Source organism: Amycolatopsis sp. NPDC051102, assembly GCF_040682815.1.
Lineage (GTDB): Bacteria > Actinomycetota > Actinomycetes > Mycobacteriales > Pseudonocardiaceae > Amycolatopsis.
Genome location: NZ_JBFBBT010000002.1, coordinates 371,351 through 391,738 on the forward strand (window position 1 = coordinate 371,351; position 20,388 = coordinate 391,738).

Here is a 20,388-nt window from a genome sequence, read left to right on the forward strand (position 1 = left end):
GAGCACGAGGTCAAGAGTTCCTGGGAACGCTCCCAGACAGCTCGAGCGACCACCGGAAACCCTGCGCTGAGCTGCAAGAAGAACCACCAGCAGGCAGTTTCGACGAATTCGACGCGCGGGCCGGTTGTCGAATCCGAATCGAATGCACGCGAACGGCGAATGGCGCTTGTGTTTCCGGCCGGTGTCACCTACCTTCGTGCCATCGTCGATGCGCTTCGACACCGACACACCCTCCCCCGTCCCCAGGAGGCCGCCCGTGGTCACGATCAACGACGTCGCCAACGCGGCCGGGGTCGCCCCCAGCACGGTGTCGTACGTGATCAGCGGCAAGCGTTCGATCTCGCCGAAGACCCGGCGGCTGGTCGAGGACAGCATCCGCAAGCTCGGGTACCACCCGCACGCCGGGGCGCGGGCGCTGGCCAGCAGCAAGACCAACGTGCTCGCGCTGGTGGTGCCGCTGCGCACGGACCTGAACGTCGCCGTCGTGATGGAGTTCGTCGCCTCGGCGGTCACCGCGGCCCGCGCGCACGACCACGACCTGCTGCTGCTCACCAAGGACGAAGGACCCGCCGCGCTGCAACGGGTGGCGTCCTCGGCGATCGCCGACGCGCTGATGGTGATGGACGTCGAAACCGCCGACCCGCGGGTGCCGATGCTGCTCGCCCTCGACCTGCCGGTGGTGCTCATCGGCGTGCCGGACCACCCGGCCGGGCTCAGCTGCGTCGACCTCGACTTCACCGCGGCGGCCTCGGCGTGCGTCGCGCACCTGGCCGAGCTCGGCCACCGCTCGATCGCGCTGATCGGCCCCTCCCCGGCCGTCTACCGGCGCGGCACCAGCTACGCGACGCGGTTCCTGCGCGGTTTCGACGAAGCCGCGAAGAGCCGTGACATCCGCGCGGCCTCCCGGTCGTGCGCCCATTCCTACGAAGCGGTGAGCGCCTGCCTGGACGACCTGCTCGCCACCGACCCCGGCCTGACCGGCCTGGTCGTGCACAACGAGGCCGTGCTGCCCGGGCTGCTGTCGGACCTGCGCCACCGCGGCCTGCGGGTGCCCGAGGACATCTCGGTCATCGCCGTGTGCCCGGACAGCATGGCCGAGCAGCACGTGGTTTCGCTGACCAACGTGGCCATCCCGGCCGAGGAGGTCGGCACCCAGGCCGTCGAGATGACCATGCGCCGGCTCGCCGGCCACACCACCCCGGAGGTCCGGCTGCTCGGGCCCCGCCTCACCCGGCGCGAGAGCACCGCCTCCCCGCGCTCCTAAACCCCCTGGTTCTGCTCCGCCGCCGAAGGAGAATCACCATGTCCTTGGTTCGACGCGCCCTCGTGCTGTCCGCCGGTGCCGCGCTGCTGGCCGCCTGCAGCCCCAGCCCGGCGCCGTCCGCGCCGGCCGGCTCCGGCGCCCCGGCCGCCACGTCGATCACCGAACTCGACTACTACTCCGACGAGCAGGGTTCCGCCGCCTGGCAGAAGATCCTCGACACGTGCGCCCAGCAGACCGGGATCAAGATCGAGCGCCAGAAGGTGCCGACCGCCCAGATGCTGCCGAAGGTGCTGCAGGGGGCCAGCTCGAAGACACTGCCGAACCTGCTGTTCACCGACAACCCGACGCTGCAGCAGGTCGCCGCCACCGGCGCGCTGACCCCGCTGGACGGCTACGGCATCACCACCGACGGCTACTACCCGAGCATCGTCAAGGCGGGGACCTACCAGGACAAGGTGTACGGCGTCGCACCCGGCGTCAACGGCCTCGCGCTGATCTACAACAAAGACCTCCTGCAGGCCGCGGGCGTCCAGCCGCCGAAGACCTGGGACGAACTGAAGGCTGCCGCGGCGAAGCTGACCAAGGACGGCAAGTACGGCCTCGCCTTCTCCGCTGTCCCGTCCGAAGAGGGCACCTGGCAGTTCCTGCCGTTCTTCTGGAGCAACGGCGCCGAACTGTCCCAATTGGACTCTCCGCAGGCGGCGCAGGCGATGCAGTACGTGACGGACCTGGTGACCTCCGGTTCGGCGTCGAAGTCCGTGGTGACCTGGAACCAGAACGACGTCGCCGACCAGTTCGTCGGCGGCAACGCGGCGATGATGATCAACGGGTCGTGGAACATCGCCCGGCTCGACGAGCAGAAGTCGCTGCACTACGGCGTAGTGCCGATCCCGGTGCCGCAGGCCGGCGGCAAGCCGGTGGTCGCCCTCGGCGGCGAGGTCGGCACCGTGCCGGTCACGAACGGGCCCGGCCAGCAGGCGGCGGGCAAGGTGCTCTCCTGCATCCTGTCCGAGCCGACGATGCTCGAGTGGAGCAAGGCGCACGCCTACATCCCGTCGAAGTCGGCCACCGCGCAGAAGTTCGGCACCGAGCAGCCGGCGATGCAGGCGTTCGTCGACGAGGTCGGCACGGCCCGCTCCCGCACCGCCGAGCTCGGCGAGAAGTACCCGAAGGTCTCGCAGGCGCTGGCCGACGCGCTCCAGGCGGCACTGACCGGCAAGACCCCGGTCGACCAGGCCCTCAAGGCCGCGCAGCAGGCGAGCGGGTCGTGACGCTCACCGCCGCCCCGGCGGTCGCGGCACCGTCGCGCGCGAACCGGAAGTCCCGCCGGGACAGCCGGTTCGCCGCGTGGGCGTTCCTGCTGCCCGCACTGGCCTACGTCGTCGTGTTCTTCGGCTACCCGCTGGCCGCGAACCTGGTGATGAGCACCCAGAACTACACGGTGAAGTCGTTCTACACCGGCGAAGCGCCCTTCGTCGGCTTCGCGAACTACTCCGCCGTGCTGAACAACCCGCTCTTCTCGACGGCGGCGCTCAACACGGTCCTGTTCACCGCCGGGTCGCTGGTCTTCCAGTTCGGCATCGGCCTGGCGCTCGCGGTGTTCTTCAACGGCCGGTTCCTCGGCAGCGCGCTGCTGCGGTCGCTGCTCCTGCTGCCGTGGCTGCTGCCGCTGGTGGTCAGCGGCGCGGTCTGGCGGTGGATGTTCGACCAGGACCACGGCGTGCTCAACGCGGGCCTGCGCGCGGTGGGGCTCGATGCGGTGCCGTGGTTGAGCAGCACGAACTGGGCGCTGCCGGCGGTGATCCTGACCAACATCTGGATCGGCATCCCGTTCAACCTGGTGATCCTGCACGGCGGGCTGCGCGCGATCCCGGCGTCGCTCTACGAAGCCGCCGAGCTCGACGGCGCGGGCGCGTGGCAGCGGTTCCGGCACGTCACCTGGCCGCTGCTGCGGCCGGTCACCGGGATCGTGCTGATGCTCGGGCTGGTCTACACGATCAAGGTGTTCGACGTGATCATGGTCGTCACCGGCGGCGGCCCGGCGAACGCGACGCAGACGCTGACGACATGGTCCTACCGGCTGTCCTTCCAGGACTTCGCGTTCGGGCAGGGAGCCGCGGTCGGCAACGTCCTCATCGTGGTGGCGACGGTGTTCGGGCTGCTGTACCTGCGTTCGGCGAAGGCGACGCTGGCCGAGGCGGCGGCATGAGGACGTCGAGCTGGCCGCGGACGGTGATCGGCGTGCTGATCGTCGCGGTGCTGCTGTTCCCGCTGTACTGGATGGTCAACGCCTCACTGCAGCCGAGCGGCGCGCTGCTGCGCCCGGATCCGGCCTTCTTCCCCGTCGGCGGCACCCTGGACGGCTACCGCAAGGCGCTGTCGACGCAGGGTCCCAACCTGCTCTCCAGCGTCGTGGTCGCGGCCGGCACAGTGCTCGTGTCGCTGCTGGTGGCGACGCCGGCGTCGTACGCGCTGGCCCAGCTGAAGGTGCGCGGCGGCCCGGTGCTGGTGTTCGTGCTGCTGATCGTGCAGATGATCCCGGGCATCGTGATGGCCAACGCGCTCTACACGGTGTTCAGCAACCTCGGCCTGATCGACGACTACCTCGGGCTGGTGCTGGCGGACTCGACCGCGACCATCCCGTTCGCCATCCTGCTGCTGCGGGCGTTCATGATCTCCGTGCCGAAGGAGCTCACCGAAGCGTCCCGGGTGGACGGTGCCGGGTACTGGCGCACGTTCTTCTCGATCATCCTGCCGGTCAGCCGCAACGCCCTCGTCACCGCCGGGCTGTTCGCGTTCCTGTTCGCCTGGGCGGACTTCCTGTTCGCCGTCACCCTCACCACCGGGCAGTCGTTCGAGCCCATCACCGTGGGCATCTACCGGTTCGTCGGCAACCAGTCCGCCGACTGGAACGGGATCATGGCCACCGCCGTCCTGGCCGCGGTCCCCGCGGCCGTCCTGCTCGTGGTCGCCCAGCGCTACGTCGTCGCCGGGCTGACCAGCGGCGCCGTCAAAGACTAAGGAGTCCGCTTGATCGCCACGACCGAAGACGGCCGCTCGCTCGAGATCAGCGTGCGGCACGAGGTGCTGCGCATCGAGCCGTGGGGCGACGGCAGCCTGCGCGTGCGCGCCGGGCGGCACCGCATCCTCGACGACATCCCGGGTGCGCTGCTGCCCGCGAAGCCGTCGGCGGCGTATGCGGAGGCGTCCGGCCGCTCGGGCCGGGTGGTCAACGGCGGCCTCACCGCGATCGTCGAGATCGCCGACACCGACACCGGGATCGACGCGCAGCTGCGGTTCGTCCGCACCGAGACCGGCGAGGAGCTGCTGTCCGAGCAGCGCGCGCACTTCTGGTGGCCCGGCGCGCGGCTGTTCATGCCTTCACGCAACGGGTACGGCCGGCTGGAACAGCGGTTCAGCGCCTACGACGACGAGCGGCTCTACGGGCTGGGCCAGCACACGCACGGCCGGCTCGACCAGAAGGGCCTGGTGCTCGACCTGGTGCAGCGCAACGCCGAGGTGTCGGTGCCGTTCCTGCTGTCCAGCCGCGGCTACGGGTTCCTGTGGAACAGCCCCGCCGTGGGCCGGGTCGAGCTGGCCGCCAACGGCACCCGCTGGGTCGCCGACGACGCGCGTCAGCTCGACTACTGGATCACCACCGGCGACGGGCCACGGCAGATCCTCAGCCACTACGCCGACGCGACCGGCCACGCGCCGATGCTGCCGGAGTGGGCGGCCGGGTTCTGGCAGTCGAAGCTGCGCTACCGCACGCAGGAGGAACTGCTCGCCGTCGCGCGGGAATACCACTCGCGCGGGCTGCCGCTTTCGGTGATCGTGGCCGACTTCTTCCACTGGACGCACCTGGGCGACTGGCAGTTCGATCCGGCCGAGTGGCCGGACCCGGCCGGGCTGGTGCGCGAGCTCGCGGAACTCGGCGTCAAGCTCATGGTTTCGGTGTGGCCGTCGGTCAGTCCGCTGTCGTCCAACTACCGCGAGCTGCACGAGCAGGGCCTCCTGGTCGCCGCCGAGAGCGGCGTCCCGGCGCATGCGCCGTGGAAGGACAAGGGCTTCGACGTCGAGATGCCGGTCGCGTTCTACGACGCGACCAACCCGGAGGCGCGGCGGTTCGTCTGGAGCAAGGTCAAGGAGAACTACTACGACCTCGGCGTGCGCGCGTGGTGGCTGGACGGCGACGAGCCGGAGATCCAGCCGGGCCACCCGCACAACCTCGGCTTCCACGCCGGCCCGGGCGCGGAGGTGTTCAACCTCTACCCGCAGGCGAACGCGCAGACGTTCCACGACGGCATCCGCGCCGAGGGCGACGACGAGGTGGTGCTGCTGTCCCGCTCGGCGTGGGCGGGCAGCCAGCGCTTCGGCGCGGCCCTCTGGTCCGGTGACATCGGCGCGACGTGGGAGTCGCTGCGGACGCAGGTGCGGGCCGGGCTGAACGTGGCTCTGGCCGGGATTCCCTGGTGGACCACGGACATCGGCGGCTTCCACGGCGGCGACCCGGACTCGCCGGAGTACCGCGAGCTGATGGTGCGGTGGTTCCAGTACGGCGTGTTCTGCCCGCTGTTCCGCCTGCACGGCTTCCGCGACCCGCGCCCGGCGTTCGGGCCGGAGATGACCGGCGGCCCGAACGAGGTCTGGTCGTTCGGTTCGGCGGCGTACGAGTCGATCACGGCGTCGCTGCGGTTGCGCGAACGGCTGCGGCCGTACCTGATGGAGCAGATGCGGGTGGCCCACGAGCAGGGCATCCCGCCGATGCGCCCGGTGTTCGTCGACTTCCCCGCGGACCCGGCGGCCTGGGACGTGGACGAGGAGTTCCTGCTCGGGCCGGACCTGCTGGTGGCCCCGGTCCTCGAACCCGGGGTGACGGCCCGCCGGGTGTACCTGCCCGCGGGTGCTTCGTGGACGGACGCGGTGACCGGCACGCGGCACGAAGGCGGCGGCTGGGTCGAGGCGCCGGCGCCGGCGGAGCGGATCCCGGTGTTCCTGCGCGACGGGGCGGAGCTGCCGATCCGCGCGGATTAATATGGACCCGTGAGTCCAAAGCTGACCCCGAAGGGCGCCGCGACGCGGCAGCGGATCGTCGAAGGCGCCGCGGCGGAGATCCGCGAGCACGGGGTGGCCGTCACGACGCTCGACGACGTCCGGGCGCGAACGGGGACCAGCAAGAGCCAGCTCTTCCACTACTTCCCGGACGGCAAGGAGGAGCTGCTGCTGGCGGTCGCGCGGTTCGAGGCGGACCAGGTCCTGGCCGTCCAGCAGCCGCAGCTGGGCGCGCTGACGTCGTGGGCGGCGTGGCGGCGCTGGCGCGACACGGTCGTCTCGCACTACGCCAGCCGTGGCCAGCACTGCCCGCTCAACGTGCTGATCTCCCAGCTCGGGCGGGCGACGCCGGGGGCGCAGGCGGTGGTGGGCGAGATGCTGCGGCGGTGGCAGGACGAGATCGCCGCGGGCATCCGGCACCTGCAGCGGGCCGGCGAGGTCGGTGCGGAGCTGGACGTGGAACGCACGGCGGCCGCCCTGCTGGCCGGCATCCAGGGCGGCGTGGTGGTGATGCTGTCGACGGGCCGCATCGATCACCTCGAAGCGGCCCTCGACGTCGGGATCGGCACCCTGCGGGCGAGCGGGAACCGGCGCTGACACCGGTCCCCGCCCCCGGGCTCAGGCGGACTTGATCGCGGAGATCTCGAACTCCAGCGTGACCTTGTCGCTCACCAGCACGCCACCGGTCTCGAGGGCGGCGTTCCAGGTGATGCCGTAGTCCTTGCGGCTGATCGTGGTGGAGCCCTCGAAGCCGATCCGGTCGTTGCCGAACGGGTCCTTCGCGGCGCCCTCGAACTCGAACGGGATGGTCACCGAACGGGTGACGTCCTTGATCGTCAGGTCGCCGGTCACCTCGAAGCTGGTCTCGCCGGTCTGCTTGATCTCGGTCGAGGTGAAGGTGATCTGCGGGTACTCGTCCATCGACAGGAAGTCGTTGCTCTTCAGGTGCCCGTCGCGGTCGGCGTTGCGGGTGTCGATGCTGTGGGCCTGGATGGTGACCTGGGCCGACGACTTCTCCGGGGCGTCGCCGTCGATGGTGGCGGAGCCGGTGAACTCGTTGAAGCTGCCGCGCACCTTGGTCACCATGGCGTGCCGGGCGACGAACCCGATCCGCGAGTGCGTGGGGTCGAGGGTGTATTCGCCGGTCAGCTGGGGGTAGGTGGTCGCGCTGGTCATCGCTGTCTTCTCTCCTCGTGGTGGCACCCCCCGGTGATTGAGGGTTCAACGACACTGTACTCACTTTTACTGGTTGCGCAAGCAAGCTTTCGGTAGACTCGCCGATATGGGTGATCAGGCCGCGCTCGACGCCGAAGAAGCCGCCTTCTGGCGGCCGCTGATGCGCATCATGACCGCGCTGCCGCGCGCGCTCGAGGACCAGTTCCTGCCCGAGACGGGCCTCACCATCACCGACTACGGGGTGCTGGTCGCGCTGTCGGAGGCACCGGACCACCTGCTCCGCATCTCGGGGCTGGCCGCGACGACCGGGCTGTCGCTGAGCCGGATCAGCCGGGTGGTCGACGACCTGACCCGCCGCGGCCTGACCGAGAAGCGCCGGTGCGCCGAGGACGGGCGCGCGTCCAACGCCGTGCTGACTCCCGTGGGATTGGCCAGACTGGAGGCGGCCTTCCCGAGCCACCTGGCGCGGGTGCGGGCTTCGGTGTTCGATCACCTGAGCGCCGAGGACATCCGCGCGGCCGGGCCGGTGCTGGCCCGGCTGGCCGCGGCACTGGACACCGCTCCCCCGACCGACGACTGCTGAAGGGCGCCGATGAGCGACAAGGGCGAGTACGAGAGGGACCTGAACTACCTGCCGGACCGCATCACGGCGGACGGCCGCGACGGCTGGCCGGTCGAGCCGGGCCGGTACCGGCTGGTCGTGGCCCGGGCCTGCCCGTGGGCGAACCGCGCGGTGATCGTGCGCCGGCTGCTGGGACTGGAGCCGGTGCTGTCGATGGGCATCGCGGGCCCGGTGCACGACGAGCGGAGCTGGAGCTTCGACCTCGATCCGGGCGGCCGCGACCCGGTGCTCGGCATCGAGCGCCTGCAGGAGGCGTTCTTCAAGCGCGACCCGGACTACCCGCGCGGCATCACGGTGCCGGCGTTCGTGGACATCCCGACCGGCAAGGTCGTCACGAACGACTTCGCGCAGATGACGCTCGACATGTCGACCGAGTGGACGGCGTACCACCGCGACGGGGCCCCCGAGCTGTACCCGGAGAAGCTGCGCGACGAGATCGACGACGTAGCCCAGAAGGTCTTCACGGACGTCAACAACGCGGTGTACCAGGCCGGCTTCGCGCGGTCCCAGGAGGCGTACGAGCACGCGTACGAGAAGTTGTTCGCCCGCCTGGACTGGTTGTCCGACCGCCTGGCGGACCAGCGGTACCTGGTCGGCGACACGATCACCGAAGCCGACATCAGGCTGTTCACGACGCTGGTCCGCTTCGACGCGGTGTACCACGGCCACTTCAAGTGCAACCGCCAGAAGCTGACGGAGCTGCCGGTGCTGTGGGCGTACACCCGCGACCTGTTCCAGACGCCCGGCTTCGGCGACACGATCGACTTCGCCCAGATCAAGGAGCACTACTACGTGGTCCATAAGAACGTGAACCCGACGGGCATCATCCCGGCGGGCCCGGACGTCTCGGGCTGGCTGACCCCGCACGGCCGCGAGGCACTCGGCGGCCGCCCGTTCGGCGACGGCACCCCGCCGGGCCCGCCCCCGGCGGCGGAGAGGGTGCCGCACTGACCTGACGGACTGGCGTTGTCGCCATGGAACGCCCGCGCGAACGCCGACTCCTGGTGACGGGGGCGGCATCCGGAATCGGCCGCGCGACAACGCAGCGCCAGCTGACCGAGGGAGCCCGGGTGGTCGCCACGGACGTGGCGGACGAGGCATCGGTGGCATCCGGAGTGGCAATCGCCCCCGGGAGCGCGAAGAGCGGAATAACGGACTCGGCGGCGAGCTGGTTGCCGCAGGAGGTCGACTTCGGGTGGTTCGGGAGGTTGCTGCCGATCCTCCCGACGGGCATGACGACAGAGGTGGGCAACCCGGTGACAGTCCCGGAGTCGGTGGCGGGCGTGGTGGCGATGCTGGTGTCGGAAGACGGCGAGTTCATCACGGGCACGGAGATCCGCATCGACGGGGGCACGCACGCCTGAGGTGCCTGGGGGCCGGAGCGGGTGGGGCGACGACGACGGGCCGCCAGTGGCCGCGGTCGGCCGGCGGCCACAACGACGGTCTGGCTGCCTCGGGACCCGAGCGAGTGGGGCGACGACGGTGGGCCGGCAGTGGCGCGGGTCGGCTGGCAGTGGCAACGACGGCCGGGCTGGCACGAGGCCCGAGCAGGTGAGGCGGCGACGGCGGTCCGACACAGGCGCAGTTGGCTGGCGACGGCAACGACGGCCGACTGGCAGCGAACCGGCTACGACAGCGATGGCGGGACCGGCAGCAGCAAATGGGGGCCAGCTGTGGCGATAGCGCGCGTGGCCATGTCGGACGGGATAGCTGTTGGCCTTTGCTGCGCCCGGCGGGGTGTGGGTGTAGGCCCGTAGCCGTGGGCTGCGGGCCTTTCCCGTATTCAGGCTGCGAAGGGCAGCGGTTGGTGCAGGTTGTTACGCCTGGGTTTTCGGAGTTTGTCCAGAAACCGCGGTGGCAGGAACTCCGGGAGGCCGTCGGCGGCGATGCGGACCTCCCAGCCGGAGCGATGCAGGAGCCGGTGGTGGTGGGCGCACATCAACACCAGGTTCCCCAGGTCGGTGGGGCCGCCCTCGGCCCAGTGCCGGATGTGATGCCCCTGGCAATGCCGGGGCGGGCGGTGGCAACCGGGGAAGGCGCACCCGCGGTCACGGAGGTAGAGAGCGCGGCGCAGGCCGGCGGAAATCAACCTGCGGAGGCGACCGAGATTGAGGGGTTCGCTCTTCTCGCCCAGCACCGCGGGGATGACCATGCTGTCGCAGGCATGGATCCGCGCCTCGGCCGCGGAGATCCGGCCGATGTCACCCAACGTCGCCGCCCCCACCCCGGTTTTGAGGTCATCGAGGGAGACGGCGACCAGAACGTGGGCGCGTTCCCCGGCCTGCATCGGCAAGTCCGGAGAGTTCAACGCCAAGTCGAGAGTGTCGGAGAAAGCGTCGCCGTAGCGTTCCTGCGGGGACCGCAGATCCGGGCCCTCGTCGGTGGTGCGGCGCTGCGCCAACGCATCGAGCAGGGCGCTGGCGCGGGTACCGGTCTCATCATCGAACCTGCCGTGCAGCTCCCACATCCCGGATCTCTTCCGGCGCAGCGACAGTTCCCGGGTCGGGGTGGCCGGTTCAGTGTCCTCAGGCGCGGGGCCATCAGGGTCCAGGTGAGCCAGGATCCGCGCACCGAGCACAGCAACCTGCTTGTGCCCCGCCTCAGCGGCGAAAGACAGCAGATGGCTCTCGGCGGTGTCGCGGTGCTCGGGCGGCATGTCAGTGAGGGCACCGACAATCACGTCGATCATCGGGGTACTCAGCCGACCCGAGCGAGCCGCAACACCAGTGGCCGGGGCCAGGGCGGGAATGGGGGTGCCGTCGAGGGTCCGGCCGGGATTGAGAGCCCGCGCACGCTGCACCACCCGCTCCGCCGCCGCCTTCGGGACATCCGCCAGGTGCTCCAGAAGACGCGCGAGGGAACGATAGCCGAACAGCTCCATAACCCCGCGCTGCTCGATCTCCACCAACACAGCACCCAGCTCGGCCTCAGCAGACCGGATGGCCGTGAGCAGCTCACCGACACGGTCGGCCAGCGCCACCGCCTCGGCTTCCTGCATCACGTTCGGGGCCATACCTCAACAATACCGACGATCGAACACCTGATCATCACACGAACGGGTGCACCCACCGAGCCTTCAAGACCCCACCCGCCGAGCCCGCTCGATATCCGGCCCTCGATAAAGCCGCTCAGGGATCCGCGACAAAGCCGACGGATGAACCTGACCTCCCAAACCATAAAACTTCTGAAAGCTCATGATAAGCGGCCGCCAAGAGTCCGGATCAATACGATCGTCACTACCGGCCATCCGAACCGAGTCATGAACGAAAACCCGCTGCACCCGAACCTCGAAGGCGACAATCCCTCCATCATCACCAACAGGGTGAACAGCCTCGACAACAGCCTCCATCACCACGGGACACTCCCCCACCCGAGGCGGCGCGACGGTCTCCGACGGCACAGCAGTAAGCCCAGCCCGCCCGAACTTGTCATCCACATGAAAGTACCCCCGCTGCTGTTTCCCGGCCGGCACAGGATCCGACCCGGTGGTGAGCGCCAGCCGGTCGACAGCAGGCGCAAGCGCGTCAGAGGGGAGATTGAGCACGCACTCACGAGTGCGCAGCATGTTCTGCGTCGTCTTCGATCGGGCGCCGAGGCCGAGCATGGCTCGCCAGCCGAGCCAGAATACGGACGACATCGGAGCCAGGTTGGCCGAACCGTCTTCGTTGGTGCTGGAAATGAGTACCACCGGCGTTCCGAAATAAAGGATACCCGGCTCGATGGCCGTGTGCGCGAGAGTTTCCACGCCGCCGAGTCTGCCGTCCACACGGGACTCCGGGCTGGCGGGAATCAGCCGTCGCGATGCAGCAGTGACACCAGCGGGGCCGACGTCCAGCCCCGTTGTCCGGTGCAGCTCCGCGGAATCGTTCAACGCCGCCTGGACGTCTTCGGCATCGTGTGGGCCCTGGAGGGGCGCCCGAAGCTGGGGCTCCGCCCGCTTCGCGAACTCCTTGCACGGCGCACCCTCCCGGCCGAGGATCGCCGAGACCTGCCCACGGCAGCGGACCGGGGCGGCACCTCCCGCGAACCGCGAGGGGGCCGCCCCGATCCGTCAGCTCCGCGAAGCCGCCTGCAACGCCCGCCGCGTCAGCACCCGCGCCAGGTGACGCCGGTATGCCGCCGTCGCGTGGGGCTCGTCCGGCGGGTTCGTGCCCTCCGCCGCCAGTGCGGCCGCGTCTTCGATGGACGCCCCGGCCGCCAGCGCCTCCTCCGTGGCCATCGCCCGGAGCGGGACGCCGCCCAGGTTCACCAGGCCGACGCGGCCGCCGGCGACCGCCACCCCGGCCATCGCCCAGTCGAGCGAGCGGCGGGTGAACTTCTGGAAGCCCCAGCCCTGGCCCGTCTGGGCCGGCAGGCGGATCTCCGTCAGCAGTTCGGCCGGCTCCAGCGGGGTCGTGAACGGGCCGAGGAAGAACTCCGCCGCCGGGATCCGGCGCTCCCCCTCGGGTCCGCGGGCCACCAGGACCGCGTCCGACGCCAGGACCGCCGCGGGCAGGTCCGCCGCCGCGTCCGCGTGCACCAGCGAGCCGCCGATCGTGCCGCGGTGGCGGACCTGGCGGTCGCCGACCTCGCCGGACACGTGCGCCAGCAGGGGTGCGTGTTCCCGCAGCACCGGGTCCTGGACCAGCGCGCTGTAGCGCGACAACGCCCCGATGGCGACCTCGTCGCCCTCGAGCCGGACGTACCGCAGCTCGTCGAGCGGGCCGATGTCCACCAGGTACTCCGGCGTGGCCAGCCGCAGCTTCATCAGCGGCAGCAGGGAATGCCCGCCTGCCAGCACCTTTGCTTCGTCGCCGTGCGAGGCGAGGAACGCCAGCGCTTCGTCCACTGTGGACGCGCGGGTGTACTGGAACGAAGCCGGGATCACCGGTCCACCTCCTGGCCCGAAGCGTCGATCACGGCGCTGACGATGTTGTGGTAGCCCGTGCAGCGGCAGAGGTTGCCCTCGAGCCCGGCGCGGACCTCGTCGCGGGTCGGCTTCGGGTTGTCGGCCAGCAGCGACACCGACGCCATGATCATCCCCGGCGTGCAGAACCCGCACTGCAGGCCGTGCTGCTCGCGGAAGGCCCGCTGCACGGGGTGCAGCGAACCGTCGGCGCCCGCGAGCCCTTCGACGGTGGTGACGGCGTGGCCGTCGGCCTGCGCGGCCAGCACCGTGCAGGACTTGACCGACTCGCCGTCGAGCAGCACCGTGCAGGCGCCGCACGACGTCGTGTCGCAGCCGATGTTCGTGCCGGTGAGCCCGGCGGTGTCGCGCAGGAAGTGCACCAGCAGCGTCCGGTCCGGCACCTCCTCGGTCACCGGCCGCCCGTTGACCTCGATCGAGACCTTCACTGCGCGTTTCCCTTCGCGGTTTCTTCGAGTGCGGCCCAGACCCGGATCGGGGTCGTGGGCATGTCCAGGTGCTTGACGCCGCGCGCGGAAAGCGCGTCCACCACGGCGTTGTGCACCGCCGGCGTCGAACCGATCGTCGCCGCTTCGCCGATCCCCTTGACGCCCAGCAGGTTCCGGTCGGTCGGGGTGGCCATGTCGACGAGCTCGAAGTCCGGCAGTTCGACGGCGGTGATGAAGGAGTAGTCCGCCAGCGTCGCGGTCGTCGGGTTGCCGTCCTCGTCGTAGGTGACGACCTCCAGCAGGGCTTGGGCCGCGCCCTGGCCGAGGCCGCCGTGGCGCTGCCCGCGGAAGGTGAGCGGGTTGACGATCGGGCCGGCGTCGTCGACGGCGATGATCCGGCGCAGCTCGACCTTGCCGGTCTCGGTGTCGACCTCGACCACCGCGAGGTGCGCGCCGAAGGGGAACGTCGGCTGGCCGTCGCCGAACCAGACGTCGGCGGTGAGCTTGCCGCCGGTGGCGGTCTCGGCGACCTGCGCCCAGCTGAGCACGGTGCTCGATGGCGCGCCGCGAACCTGCCAGACTCCGCGTTCGACGTCGAGTTCCAGGTCGTCGGGCGCGGCCTCCAGCAGGTTCGCCGCCAGCTCGCGGGCCTGGGCGATCACCTCGTCGGCCGCCTGCCGGATCGCCGAACCGCCCAGCTGCAGCGACCGGGAGCCGAACGTGCCGATCGCCTTCGGCACCTCGTCGGTGTCGCCGTGGCGGACGGTGATCTTCTCCAGCGGCACGCCGAGCCGGTCGGCCAGCAACATGGCCAGCGACGTGCCGAGCCCCTGCCCGTGCGGCGAGCTGCCGGTCCACGCGACGACCGAGCCGTCCGGGTGGATGTCGACCCGGCCGCTCTCGCCGCCGCCGTCGCCGCCGGTGATCTCGACGTAGGCGGCGATCCCGAGGCCGAGTTCGACCGGGTCGCCCGCCTCGCGCCGCCGCCGCTGCTCGGCTCGCAGCTCGGCGTACCCGGCGGTGTCCAGGACCTTGTCCAGCGCCGCCGCGTACTCCCCGGTGTCGTAGAAGGCGCCGGTCGGCGTCCGGTACGGGAACTCCTCGGGCCGGATGAAGTTCGCCCGGCGGACGTCGGCCGGGTCCAGCCCGAGCTCGGCGGCGAACAGGTCCATCGCCCGCTCGACGGCGGCGGTCGCCTCCGGGCGGCCCGCGCCGCGATAGGCCGCGATCGGCGTGGTGTTCGTGACGACCGCGCGGCTGCGCGTCTGGACCTTCGGGAACCGGTAGACGCCGACGGCCATCAGCTCGGTCAGCGTCGGCAGGAACAGCGTCCGCGGGTACGCGCCCGCGTCCTGGACGACGTCGAGGCGGTAGGCGAGGACCGTGCCGTCGCGTTTCCCGCCGATGGTCACGGTGTTGAGCTGCGCGCGGCCGTGCGTCATCGACGTCAGGTTCTCGCTGCGCGACTCGACCCAGCGCACCGGCCGCCCGAGCCGCTTGGCGGCCCAGCCGAGCACGGTGGCCTCGGGGTCCGCGCCGATCTTCGCGCCGAACCCGCCGCCGACGTCCGGGGCGATCACCCGCACCGACTCCTCGCCGACGCCGAGGCTCCCCGCCAGCTGCGACCGGGCGATCTGGGCGTTCTGCGTGGACAGCCAGGCTGTCAGCCGGCCGTCCTCGCCCCACGCGAGGGACGCGCCGCGCACTTCCAGCGGCGCCGGGGCGACGCGCTGGTTGGCGATCGTCTGCGTGACGACGACGTCGCAGCCTTCGAAGATCGCGTCGTCGAACTCCGCCATGCCGTTGACCTGCACGATGTTGCTGCCGGTCTCCGGGTACAGCAGCGTCTCGCCGTCGAGCGCGGCGTCGATGCTCGCGACCGCGTCCAGCGGCTCGTAATCGACGTCGACCAGCTCGGCGGCGTCGGCCAGCTGGTAGCGCTCTTCGGTGAGGACCAGCGCGACGGGTTCGCCGACGTAGCGCACCACCTCACCCGCCAGCCAGGGCTCCTCGACCGGTCCGGCCGCGTGCGGGCCGAGGCCGAGGTCGGCGGCGGTGAACACGCCGAGCACCCCCGGTGCCGCCTTCGCCTCGCTCACGTCGATGCCGCCGATCCGCGCGTGCGCGATCGGACTTCGCACGAAAACCGCGTGCGCGGCACCGGAAAGCGCTTCCGCCCGCAGATCGTCCACGTAGGTGCCGCCCGCGGTGATCAGGTTCTGATCCTCCTGGCGGACCACCCTGGTCCCGACAATGCTCATCTGGTCTCCTGCTCGCCGATACCCCGCCGATCATGCCCGCAGGCCGAGCACGACCGCCAGACCCAGTCCGCCGATGCCGATCGCGATCCGCAACGGCGTCGCCGGCAGCCGGCGCACGAGGGCGGACCCCAGCCACGAGCCGGCGAGCGAGCCGAGGCAGACGGCGAGCGCGGCGGACCAGACGACCTTGCCGGTGGCCGAGAAGACGATCGCCGCGAGGAGGTTCGCCGAGCCGGTGATCAGGTTCTTCGCCGCGTTCGTCCGCGCGAGCGGCTGGTTCCAGGCGGTCACGAGCAGCGCGAGCATCAGCACGCCCGCGGCGGCGCCGAAGTAGCCGCCGTAGATGCCGATCAGGAACGCGCCCACGGCGGTTCCCGGGCGCAGGCCGTGGTGTTCGGCGCCTTCGGCCAGCCGCCGCAGCCGCGGGCCGGCCAGCAGCACCAGCGACGCCCCGCCGATCAGCCACGGCACGATGACGGTGAAGGCGTCCGACGGCGTCAGCAGCAGCACGAGGCCGCCGCACGCGCCGCCGACGGTGGTGAGGGCGCAGAGCGGGACGAGCCGGCGCCGCTGCCCGGCCAGCTCCGGCCGGGCCCCGGCGGCGGCGCCCGCGGTCGTGCCCAGCATCGCGACGGTGTTGGTGATGTTCGCGGTCACCGGGGGCAGGCCCGCGGCGAGCAGCGCGGGGTAGGACACCAGCGACGCGAGCCCGGCGGTCGCCCCGGTCAGGCCGGCCCCGGCGCCGGCCAGCACGAGCAGGAGCAGCACCCACGGGTCGGTGATCACGTTGTCATCCCACCACGCCGCCCCGCTGTCGATCCGGGCCGCCGCCGTTCGTATGAGCAGTGACACCACACCGCAGCGGAAGGACTCCCTCGATGCGATCGATCCACGTCACCATGAGCGTCACCCTCGACGGCGTCGTGCAGGGCCTCGGCCGGCCCGACGAGGACACCCGCGGCGGCTTCGCCCACGGCGGGTGGGGCACGCGTCACCAGGACGACGTCATGGCCCGCGAGATGGGCGAGGGCATGCGCCGGCCCGGCGACATGCTGTTCGGCCGCCGCACCTGGCAGGACTTCACCACGGCGTGGGGCGGGCGGGACGACGGGAACCCGTTCACCAAGCACCTGAACGCCGCGACCAAGTACGTCGCCTCGGCCACGCTGGAGGACGCCGATGCCTGGCAGAACTCGATCCTGCTCCGCGGCGACGCCGCGGACACCGTGGCCGAACTCAAGGCGCAGCCCGGCCCGGACCTGTCGGTCATCGGCAGCGCGTCGCTGGTGCGGGCACTGCACGCGGCCGGTCTGGTCGACCGCTACACGCTGCTGATCCACCCGTTGACGCTCGGCACCGGTGCGCGCCTGTTCGGCGCCGCGCCGCTCACCGAGTTCGGCCTCACCGGCTGCGTCCCGACGACGAAGGGCGTCCTGATCGCGCACTACGAGCGCCGGGTATAGGGCGTTATACGGAAGGTTGTCCGAAACCGGACGGGATCCGCCGCCGAGCTTGCCCGGTGCGGCAGCAGCGTCCCAGAATCCGCGCTGACAAGGTTGTCAGCGAGCGGAGGCCGGGGCATGGGCGAGCTGGACCGGCGGCAGGTGCTGCGCCTGCTGGGCGCGGGCGGAGCGGCGGCCGTGCTGGCCTCAGGTCTGCTCCCGGGGCCGGCAGGGGCGGCGGACGACGGGCCGCCCGATGCCGTCGCGGCGACCTACCTGCGCGTGCTGCTGCGGCACACGCGCTGGGCGGAGCAGCAGTTCGACCCGGCCACCGGGACCTACCCGCTGCGCGACTTCACCTTCGCCGTCGTGCTCGGCAACGCCGTGCTGCTGACCCGTGCCGGCTACGACGCCGCGATCGCCGGCGTCAGCCGGGAGACCCTCCGCGAGCACACGCTCGCCACGATCCGCCGGTTCGCCGCGTCCAACCGGCTCGCCGGCGGCACCGAGTGGGGCCGCAAGCTGTTCTTCGACACGACCTTCCAGTCGTACTTCGTGCTCGCCGCCCGTCTGCTGTGGATGGACCTCGACGACGTGACCCGGCAGAACGTCGAGCGCATCACCACCGGCCAGGCCGCCTACACCACCGGGCTCGGCACCGGCGACGACCCCGATTCGGGCAGCTGGACACCGAACGGCCTGCGCGGCGGCCACGTCGGCGACACCAAGCTCGAAGAGATGGGCGTCTACGCCCAGTCGCTCGCCCCCGCGCTCGCCTGGGCGCCGGCCGATCCGCGGGCGGGCGGCTGGCGGGACGCGTTCGGCACGTGGAGCCGCAATGAGGCCGGGCTCCCGGCCGCCGACCTCGCCAACCCGCGGCTCGTCGACGGCCGTCCGGTCAGCGCCAACACCGCGGTCAACCTCTACGACACCTTCCTCGTCGAGAACCACGGCTCGTTCGGCCCGCACTACCAAGAGGAACTCTGGCGCACGTCCGGCCGGAACTCGATGCACTTCCTCGTCGCCGGCACGCCGCTGCCGGAGGTGCTGACCGCGCAGCCGAACGGCGAACTGCTCTGGCGCACGATGCTGCTGATGACCAGCGACGCCGGCGAGCCGCTGATGCCGATGGTCGCCGACCGCGAGCACCTCTACGGCCGCGACGTCATCCCGCTGGCTTTCCGCGCCCAGGTGCTCGGCGACCGCCACGCCGCCCACGCCGAGGCCCAGCTGGCCGCGCGGCTCGAGCCCTACCAGGCCTACGCCCCCGCCGACCGGATCACGAAGTTCTCCGGCGAGCCGAAGTACGAGCCGGAGGCCCGCGCCGAGCTCGCCATCAGCTACCTGCTGCACGAGTGGCGGGCGAGCCACGGCGGCCCGGTCGTCCCGGTGAGCGACCGGGAGTTCGCCGCCCACGCGGCCGGGGTCGCCGACTTCGGCGCCGGGCCGGGCCTGCTGGCGCACCGCTCCCCCGCCGCCTGGGCCGGGACGGTCAGCAAGCCCGGCTTCGTGAAGTTCGCGTGGCAGCCGCACCACGACGACTGGCTGTTCGTGCTCGGCGGCGCGAACCCGATGCTGCTGCCGTCGACGAACCTCGCGGTGCAGGAACGGCACGCGACGACGTACACGAAGGTCCGTGACGGCTTCGACGGCACAGTCGGCGTCCTGCGCTTCGCCACCGGGTACGCGGCGCTGGCCACCCTGCCGACCGGCGCCGCCGTGTACGCCAGCACCGGCGTCGCCGCGGGCGAAGGCGTGCTGAACGTCTACAACCTGACCATGCCCGGCGTGCCCGGCCTCGACGGCGACCGCACCTACACCGCCGCCGAAGGCACGGTGACGATCAAGGCGCAGGCCCTGCCGGGCGGGGCCCGGACCGACGAGCTGACCTTCGCGCCGGTCACCGCGCGGTACGTCCGCATGCTCGGCGTCGAACCGGACCCGCAGTACGGCTATTCGCTCTGGGCGTTCGAGGTCGCGGGCGGCAACGGCCCGGACCTCGCGCGCGCCGGGACCGCGTCGGCTTCCTCGGCTTCGCCGGGGAAGGAGGCGAAGTACGCCATCGACGGCGACGCCGCGACGAGGTGGGCAGTGTCCACATCGGACCGTCCGCGCGCGGACAGCTGGCTCGCCGTCGACCTCGGGACGCCGAAGAGCCTCGACCGCGTCCGGCTGAGCTGGGAGTCGGCCGCCGGCCGGAAGTACCGGATCGAGACCTCGCCCGACGGCGTGACCTGGACGACGGCGGCGACCTACCCGGTGCCCGCGCTCAGCAGCACGAAAGGCCGGCTGGACATCGACGGCCGGGCCGGGATCACCGTCGCGGGCCCGAACCCGCTCACCGTCACCGGCGACCGCGTCACGCTCTCCGACGGCCCGCGCGCCCCGTTCGTCGCCGAGCTGCGGCCCGGTCCGCCGCAGGCGTCCGGCCGGGTCGCCACCGGCGCGGCCGCGGTCGAAGCCACCGTCACCGACGGCTTCCTCGTGCTCCTCAACCTGAGTGACGCCGCGGCGAGCGGCACCGTGACCCTCCCGGGCGGCACCCGCCGGCTCTACCGCGGCGAGCAGACCGTCACCGGGACCGGCACGGAATTCTCCTACGCGCTGGCCGCGGCGGAGGGCCGCGTCGAGCCCCCGCGGTTCACGCTGACCGGCCCGGCCGGGGTGAAGGCGGTCGTCCGCGACGCGAGCCGGGTCGACCTCACCGCGCCGGCCGGGCTGCTGCCCGTGCTGGTCACCGTGACCCCGGACGGCGGGCGTGCCCGGCCGGTGCTGCTGCCGCCGCGCCGGACCGTGCCGGTCGTCTTCGGCGACGTCCGCCCGTACCCGCTGGCCGACCGGGCGCTCGGGCGGACCACCTTCCCCGCCGAACCCTGCCGCCGGGGATGTCGAGCCCGGCCGCGGCCGTCGACGACGACCCGGCGACGGCGTGGCGGCCGGGCCCGGACGGCCGGATGGTCGTCGATCTCGGGGCGGTGACGGAGGTTTCCGCGGTCGAGCTGGCCTGGACCCGGGGACGCGTCCCCGTCGCGACCGTCGAAACCAGCGTCGACGGCGTCACCTACGCGACGGCGGACACCGGGCCGGCCCGGTACGTGGCGGTCCGGACGCGCTGGAAGCACGGCGACGCGAGCCTCACGCGGTTGTCCGTCCGGACTTGATCGATCTCGGACATCTCGCACGGGGCCCGGAGGCGGGTACCTTGGCACCACGAGGCTTGCCACCCCTCGATCGGGA

The 20,388-nt window shown here is 71.6% G+C and carries 19 protein-coding genes; 12 read left to right on the forward strand and 7 right to left on the reverse strand.

The annotated features are described in order from the left end of the window. Nucleotides 1–256 precede the first annotated feature (256 nt). The 6 genes from AB0M93_RS07615 to AB0M93_RS07640 are packed head-to-tail and all read left to right on the forward strand — an operon-like array spanning nt 257 to nt 6,913. Nucleotides 257–1,264, forward strand: coding sequence for a LacI family DNA-binding transcriptional regulator (locus tag AB0M93_RS07615; protein WP_364269503.1), 1,008 nt, complete (start codon nt 257–259; stop codon nt 1,262–1,264). A 38-nt stretch (nt 1,265–1,302) separates the two neighbouring features. After that, nucleotides 1,303–2,535, forward strand: a complete 1,233-nt coding sequence (locus AB0M93_RS07620) for a sugar ABC transporter substrate-binding protein (RefSeq protein ID WP_364269505.1) — start codon at nt 1,303–1,305, stop codon at nt 2,533–2,535. Beyond that, nucleotides 2,532–3,473 (forward strand): sugar ABC transporter permease, encoded by a 942-nt coding sequence (locus tag AB0M93_RS07625; RefSeq protein ID WP_364269507.1) that lies wholly within the window; start codon nt 2,532–2,534, stop codon nt 3,471–3,473. Before AB0M93_RS07620 ends, AB0M93_RS07625 begins: the two co-directional genes overlap by 4 nt. Further along, on the forward strand, nt 3,470–4,285 hold the full coding sequence (locus AB0M93_RS07630; RefSeq protein WP_364269509.1) for a carbohydrate ABC transporter permease: 816 nt from the start codon (nt 3,470–3,472) through the stop codon (nt 4,283–4,285). The genes AB0M93_RS07625 and AB0M93_RS07630 overlap by 4 nt, the downstream gene beginning before the upstream one ends. A 9-nt stretch (nt 4,286–4,294) precedes the next feature. Next, entirely contained in the window at nt 4,295–6,298 is a 2,004-nt protein-coding gene (locus tag AB0M93_RS07635; protein WP_364269511.1) for a TIM-barrel domain-containing protein, read from the forward strand. Between the two features lie 9 nt (nt 6,299–6,307). Further along, entirely contained in the window at nt 6,308–6,913 is a 606-nt protein-coding gene (locus AB0M93_RS07640) for a TetR/AcrR family transcriptional regulator (protein WP_364269513.1), read from the forward strand. 21 nt (nt 6,914–6,934) lie between these two features. Here AB0M93_RS07640 and AB0M93_RS07645 read toward each other — a convergent pair whose 3' ends face one another. Next, entirely contained in the window at nt 6,935–7,492 is a 558-nt protein-coding gene (locus AB0M93_RS07645; protein ID WP_364269515.1) for a YceI family protein, read from the reverse strand. A 106-nt stretch (nt 7,493–7,598) separates the two neighbouring features. Here AB0M93_RS07645 and AB0M93_RS07650 point away from each other — a divergent pair, with 106 nt between their 5' ends. The 3 genes from AB0M93_RS07650 to AB0M93_RS07660 are packed head-to-tail and all read left to right on the forward strand — an operon-like array spanning nt 7,599 to nt 9,478. Further along, a complete protein-coding gene (locus tag AB0M93_RS07650) occupies nt 7,599–8,075 on the forward strand; it encodes a MarR family winged helix-turn-helix transcriptional regulator (RefSeq protein WP_364269517.1) in 477 nt (158 codons plus the stop codon). A 9-nt stretch (nt 8,076–8,084) separates the two neighbouring features. Beyond that, on the forward strand, nt 8,085–9,065 hold the full coding sequence (locus AB0M93_RS07655; RefSeq protein ID WP_364269519.1) for a glutathione S-transferase C-terminal domain-containing protein: 981 nt from the start codon (nt 8,085–8,087) through the stop codon (nt 9,063–9,065). A gap of 23 nt (nt 9,066–9,088) precedes the next feature. Then, entirely contained in the window at nt 9,089–9,478 is a 390-nt protein-coding gene (locus tag AB0M93_RS07660; protein ID WP_364269520.1) for an SDR family NAD(P)-dependent oxidoreductase, read from the forward strand. A 419-nt stretch (nt 9,479–9,897) separates the two neighbouring features. On the opposite strand, the gene AB0M93_RS07665 is transcribed toward AB0M93_RS07660, so the two are convergent. From AB0M93_RS07665 to AB0M93_RS07690, 6 genes are all read right to left on the reverse strand, one after another. Next, nucleotides 9,898–11,127 carry a DUF222 domain-containing protein gene (locus tag AB0M93_RS07665; RefSeq protein WP_364269522.1) on the reverse strand — a complete coding sequence of 410 codons (1,230 nt, stop codon included), beginning with the start codon at nt 11,125–11,127 and terminating at the stop codon, nt 9,898–9,900. Between the two features lie 63 nt (nt 11,128–11,190). Further along, entirely contained in the window at nt 11,191–11,859 is a 669-nt protein-coding gene (locus tag AB0M93_RS07670) for a flavin reductase family protein (RefSeq protein ID WP_364269524.1), read from the reverse strand. Between the two features lie 306 nt (nt 11,860–12,165). Then, a complete protein-coding gene (locus AB0M93_RS07675; protein WP_364269526.1) occupies nt 12,166–12,981 on the reverse strand; it encodes a xanthine dehydrogenase family protein subunit M in 816 nt (271 codons plus the stop codon). Then, complete coding sequence (locus AB0M93_RS07680) at nt 12,978–13,448, reverse strand: (2Fe-2S)-binding protein (RefSeq protein ID WP_364269528.1); 471 nt, start codon at nt 13,446–13,448, stop codon at nt 12,978–12,980. Before AB0M93_RS07680 ends, AB0M93_RS07675 begins: the two co-directional genes overlap by 4 nt. After that, complete coding sequence (locus tag AB0M93_RS07685) at nt 13,445–15,709, reverse strand: xanthine dehydrogenase family protein molybdopterin-binding subunit (RefSeq protein WP_364269530.1); 2,265 nt, start codon at nt 15,707–15,709, stop codon at nt 13,445–13,447. The genes AB0M93_RS07680 and AB0M93_RS07685 overlap by 4 nt, the downstream gene beginning before the upstream one ends. A 30-nt stretch (nt 15,710–15,739) precedes the next feature. After that, on the reverse strand, nt 15,740–16,495 hold the full coding sequence (locus AB0M93_RS07690; protein WP_364270678.1) for a sulfite exporter TauE/SafE family protein: 756 nt from the start codon (nt 16,493–16,495) through the stop codon (nt 15,740–15,742). A 92-nt stretch (nt 16,496–16,587) separates the two neighbouring features. Here AB0M93_RS07690 and AB0M93_RS07695 point away from each other — a divergent pair, with 92 nt between their 5' ends. The 3 genes from AB0M93_RS07695 to AB0M93_RS07705 all read left to right on the forward strand — a co-directional run bounded on the left by AB0M93_RS07695 (nt 16,588) and on the right by AB0M93_RS07705 (nt 20,312). Beyond that, nucleotides 16,588–17,172: a dihydrofolate reductase family protein gene (locus AB0M93_RS07695; protein WP_364269531.1), complete on the forward strand. Its 585-nt coding sequence runs from the start codon at nt 16,588–16,590 to the stop codon at nt 17,170–17,172. 117 nt (nt 17,173–17,289) lie between these two features. After that, the gene (locus tag AB0M93_RS07700; RefSeq protein WP_364269533.1) at nt 17,290–20,130 is read left to right on the forward strand and encodes a discoidin domain-containing protein; all 2,841 of its coding nucleotides are present in this window, start codon (nt 17,290–17,292) and stop codon (nt 20,128–20,130) included. Continuing rightward, nucleotides 20,037–20,312 (forward strand): discoidin domain-containing protein, encoded by a 276-nt coding sequence (locus AB0M93_RS07705; RefSeq protein WP_364269535.1) that lies wholly within the window; start codon nt 20,037–20,039, stop codon nt 20,310–20,312. The genes AB0M93_RS07700 and AB0M93_RS07705 overlap by 94 nt, the downstream gene beginning before the upstream one ends. Nucleotides 20,313–20,388: the final 76 nt, after the last annotated feature.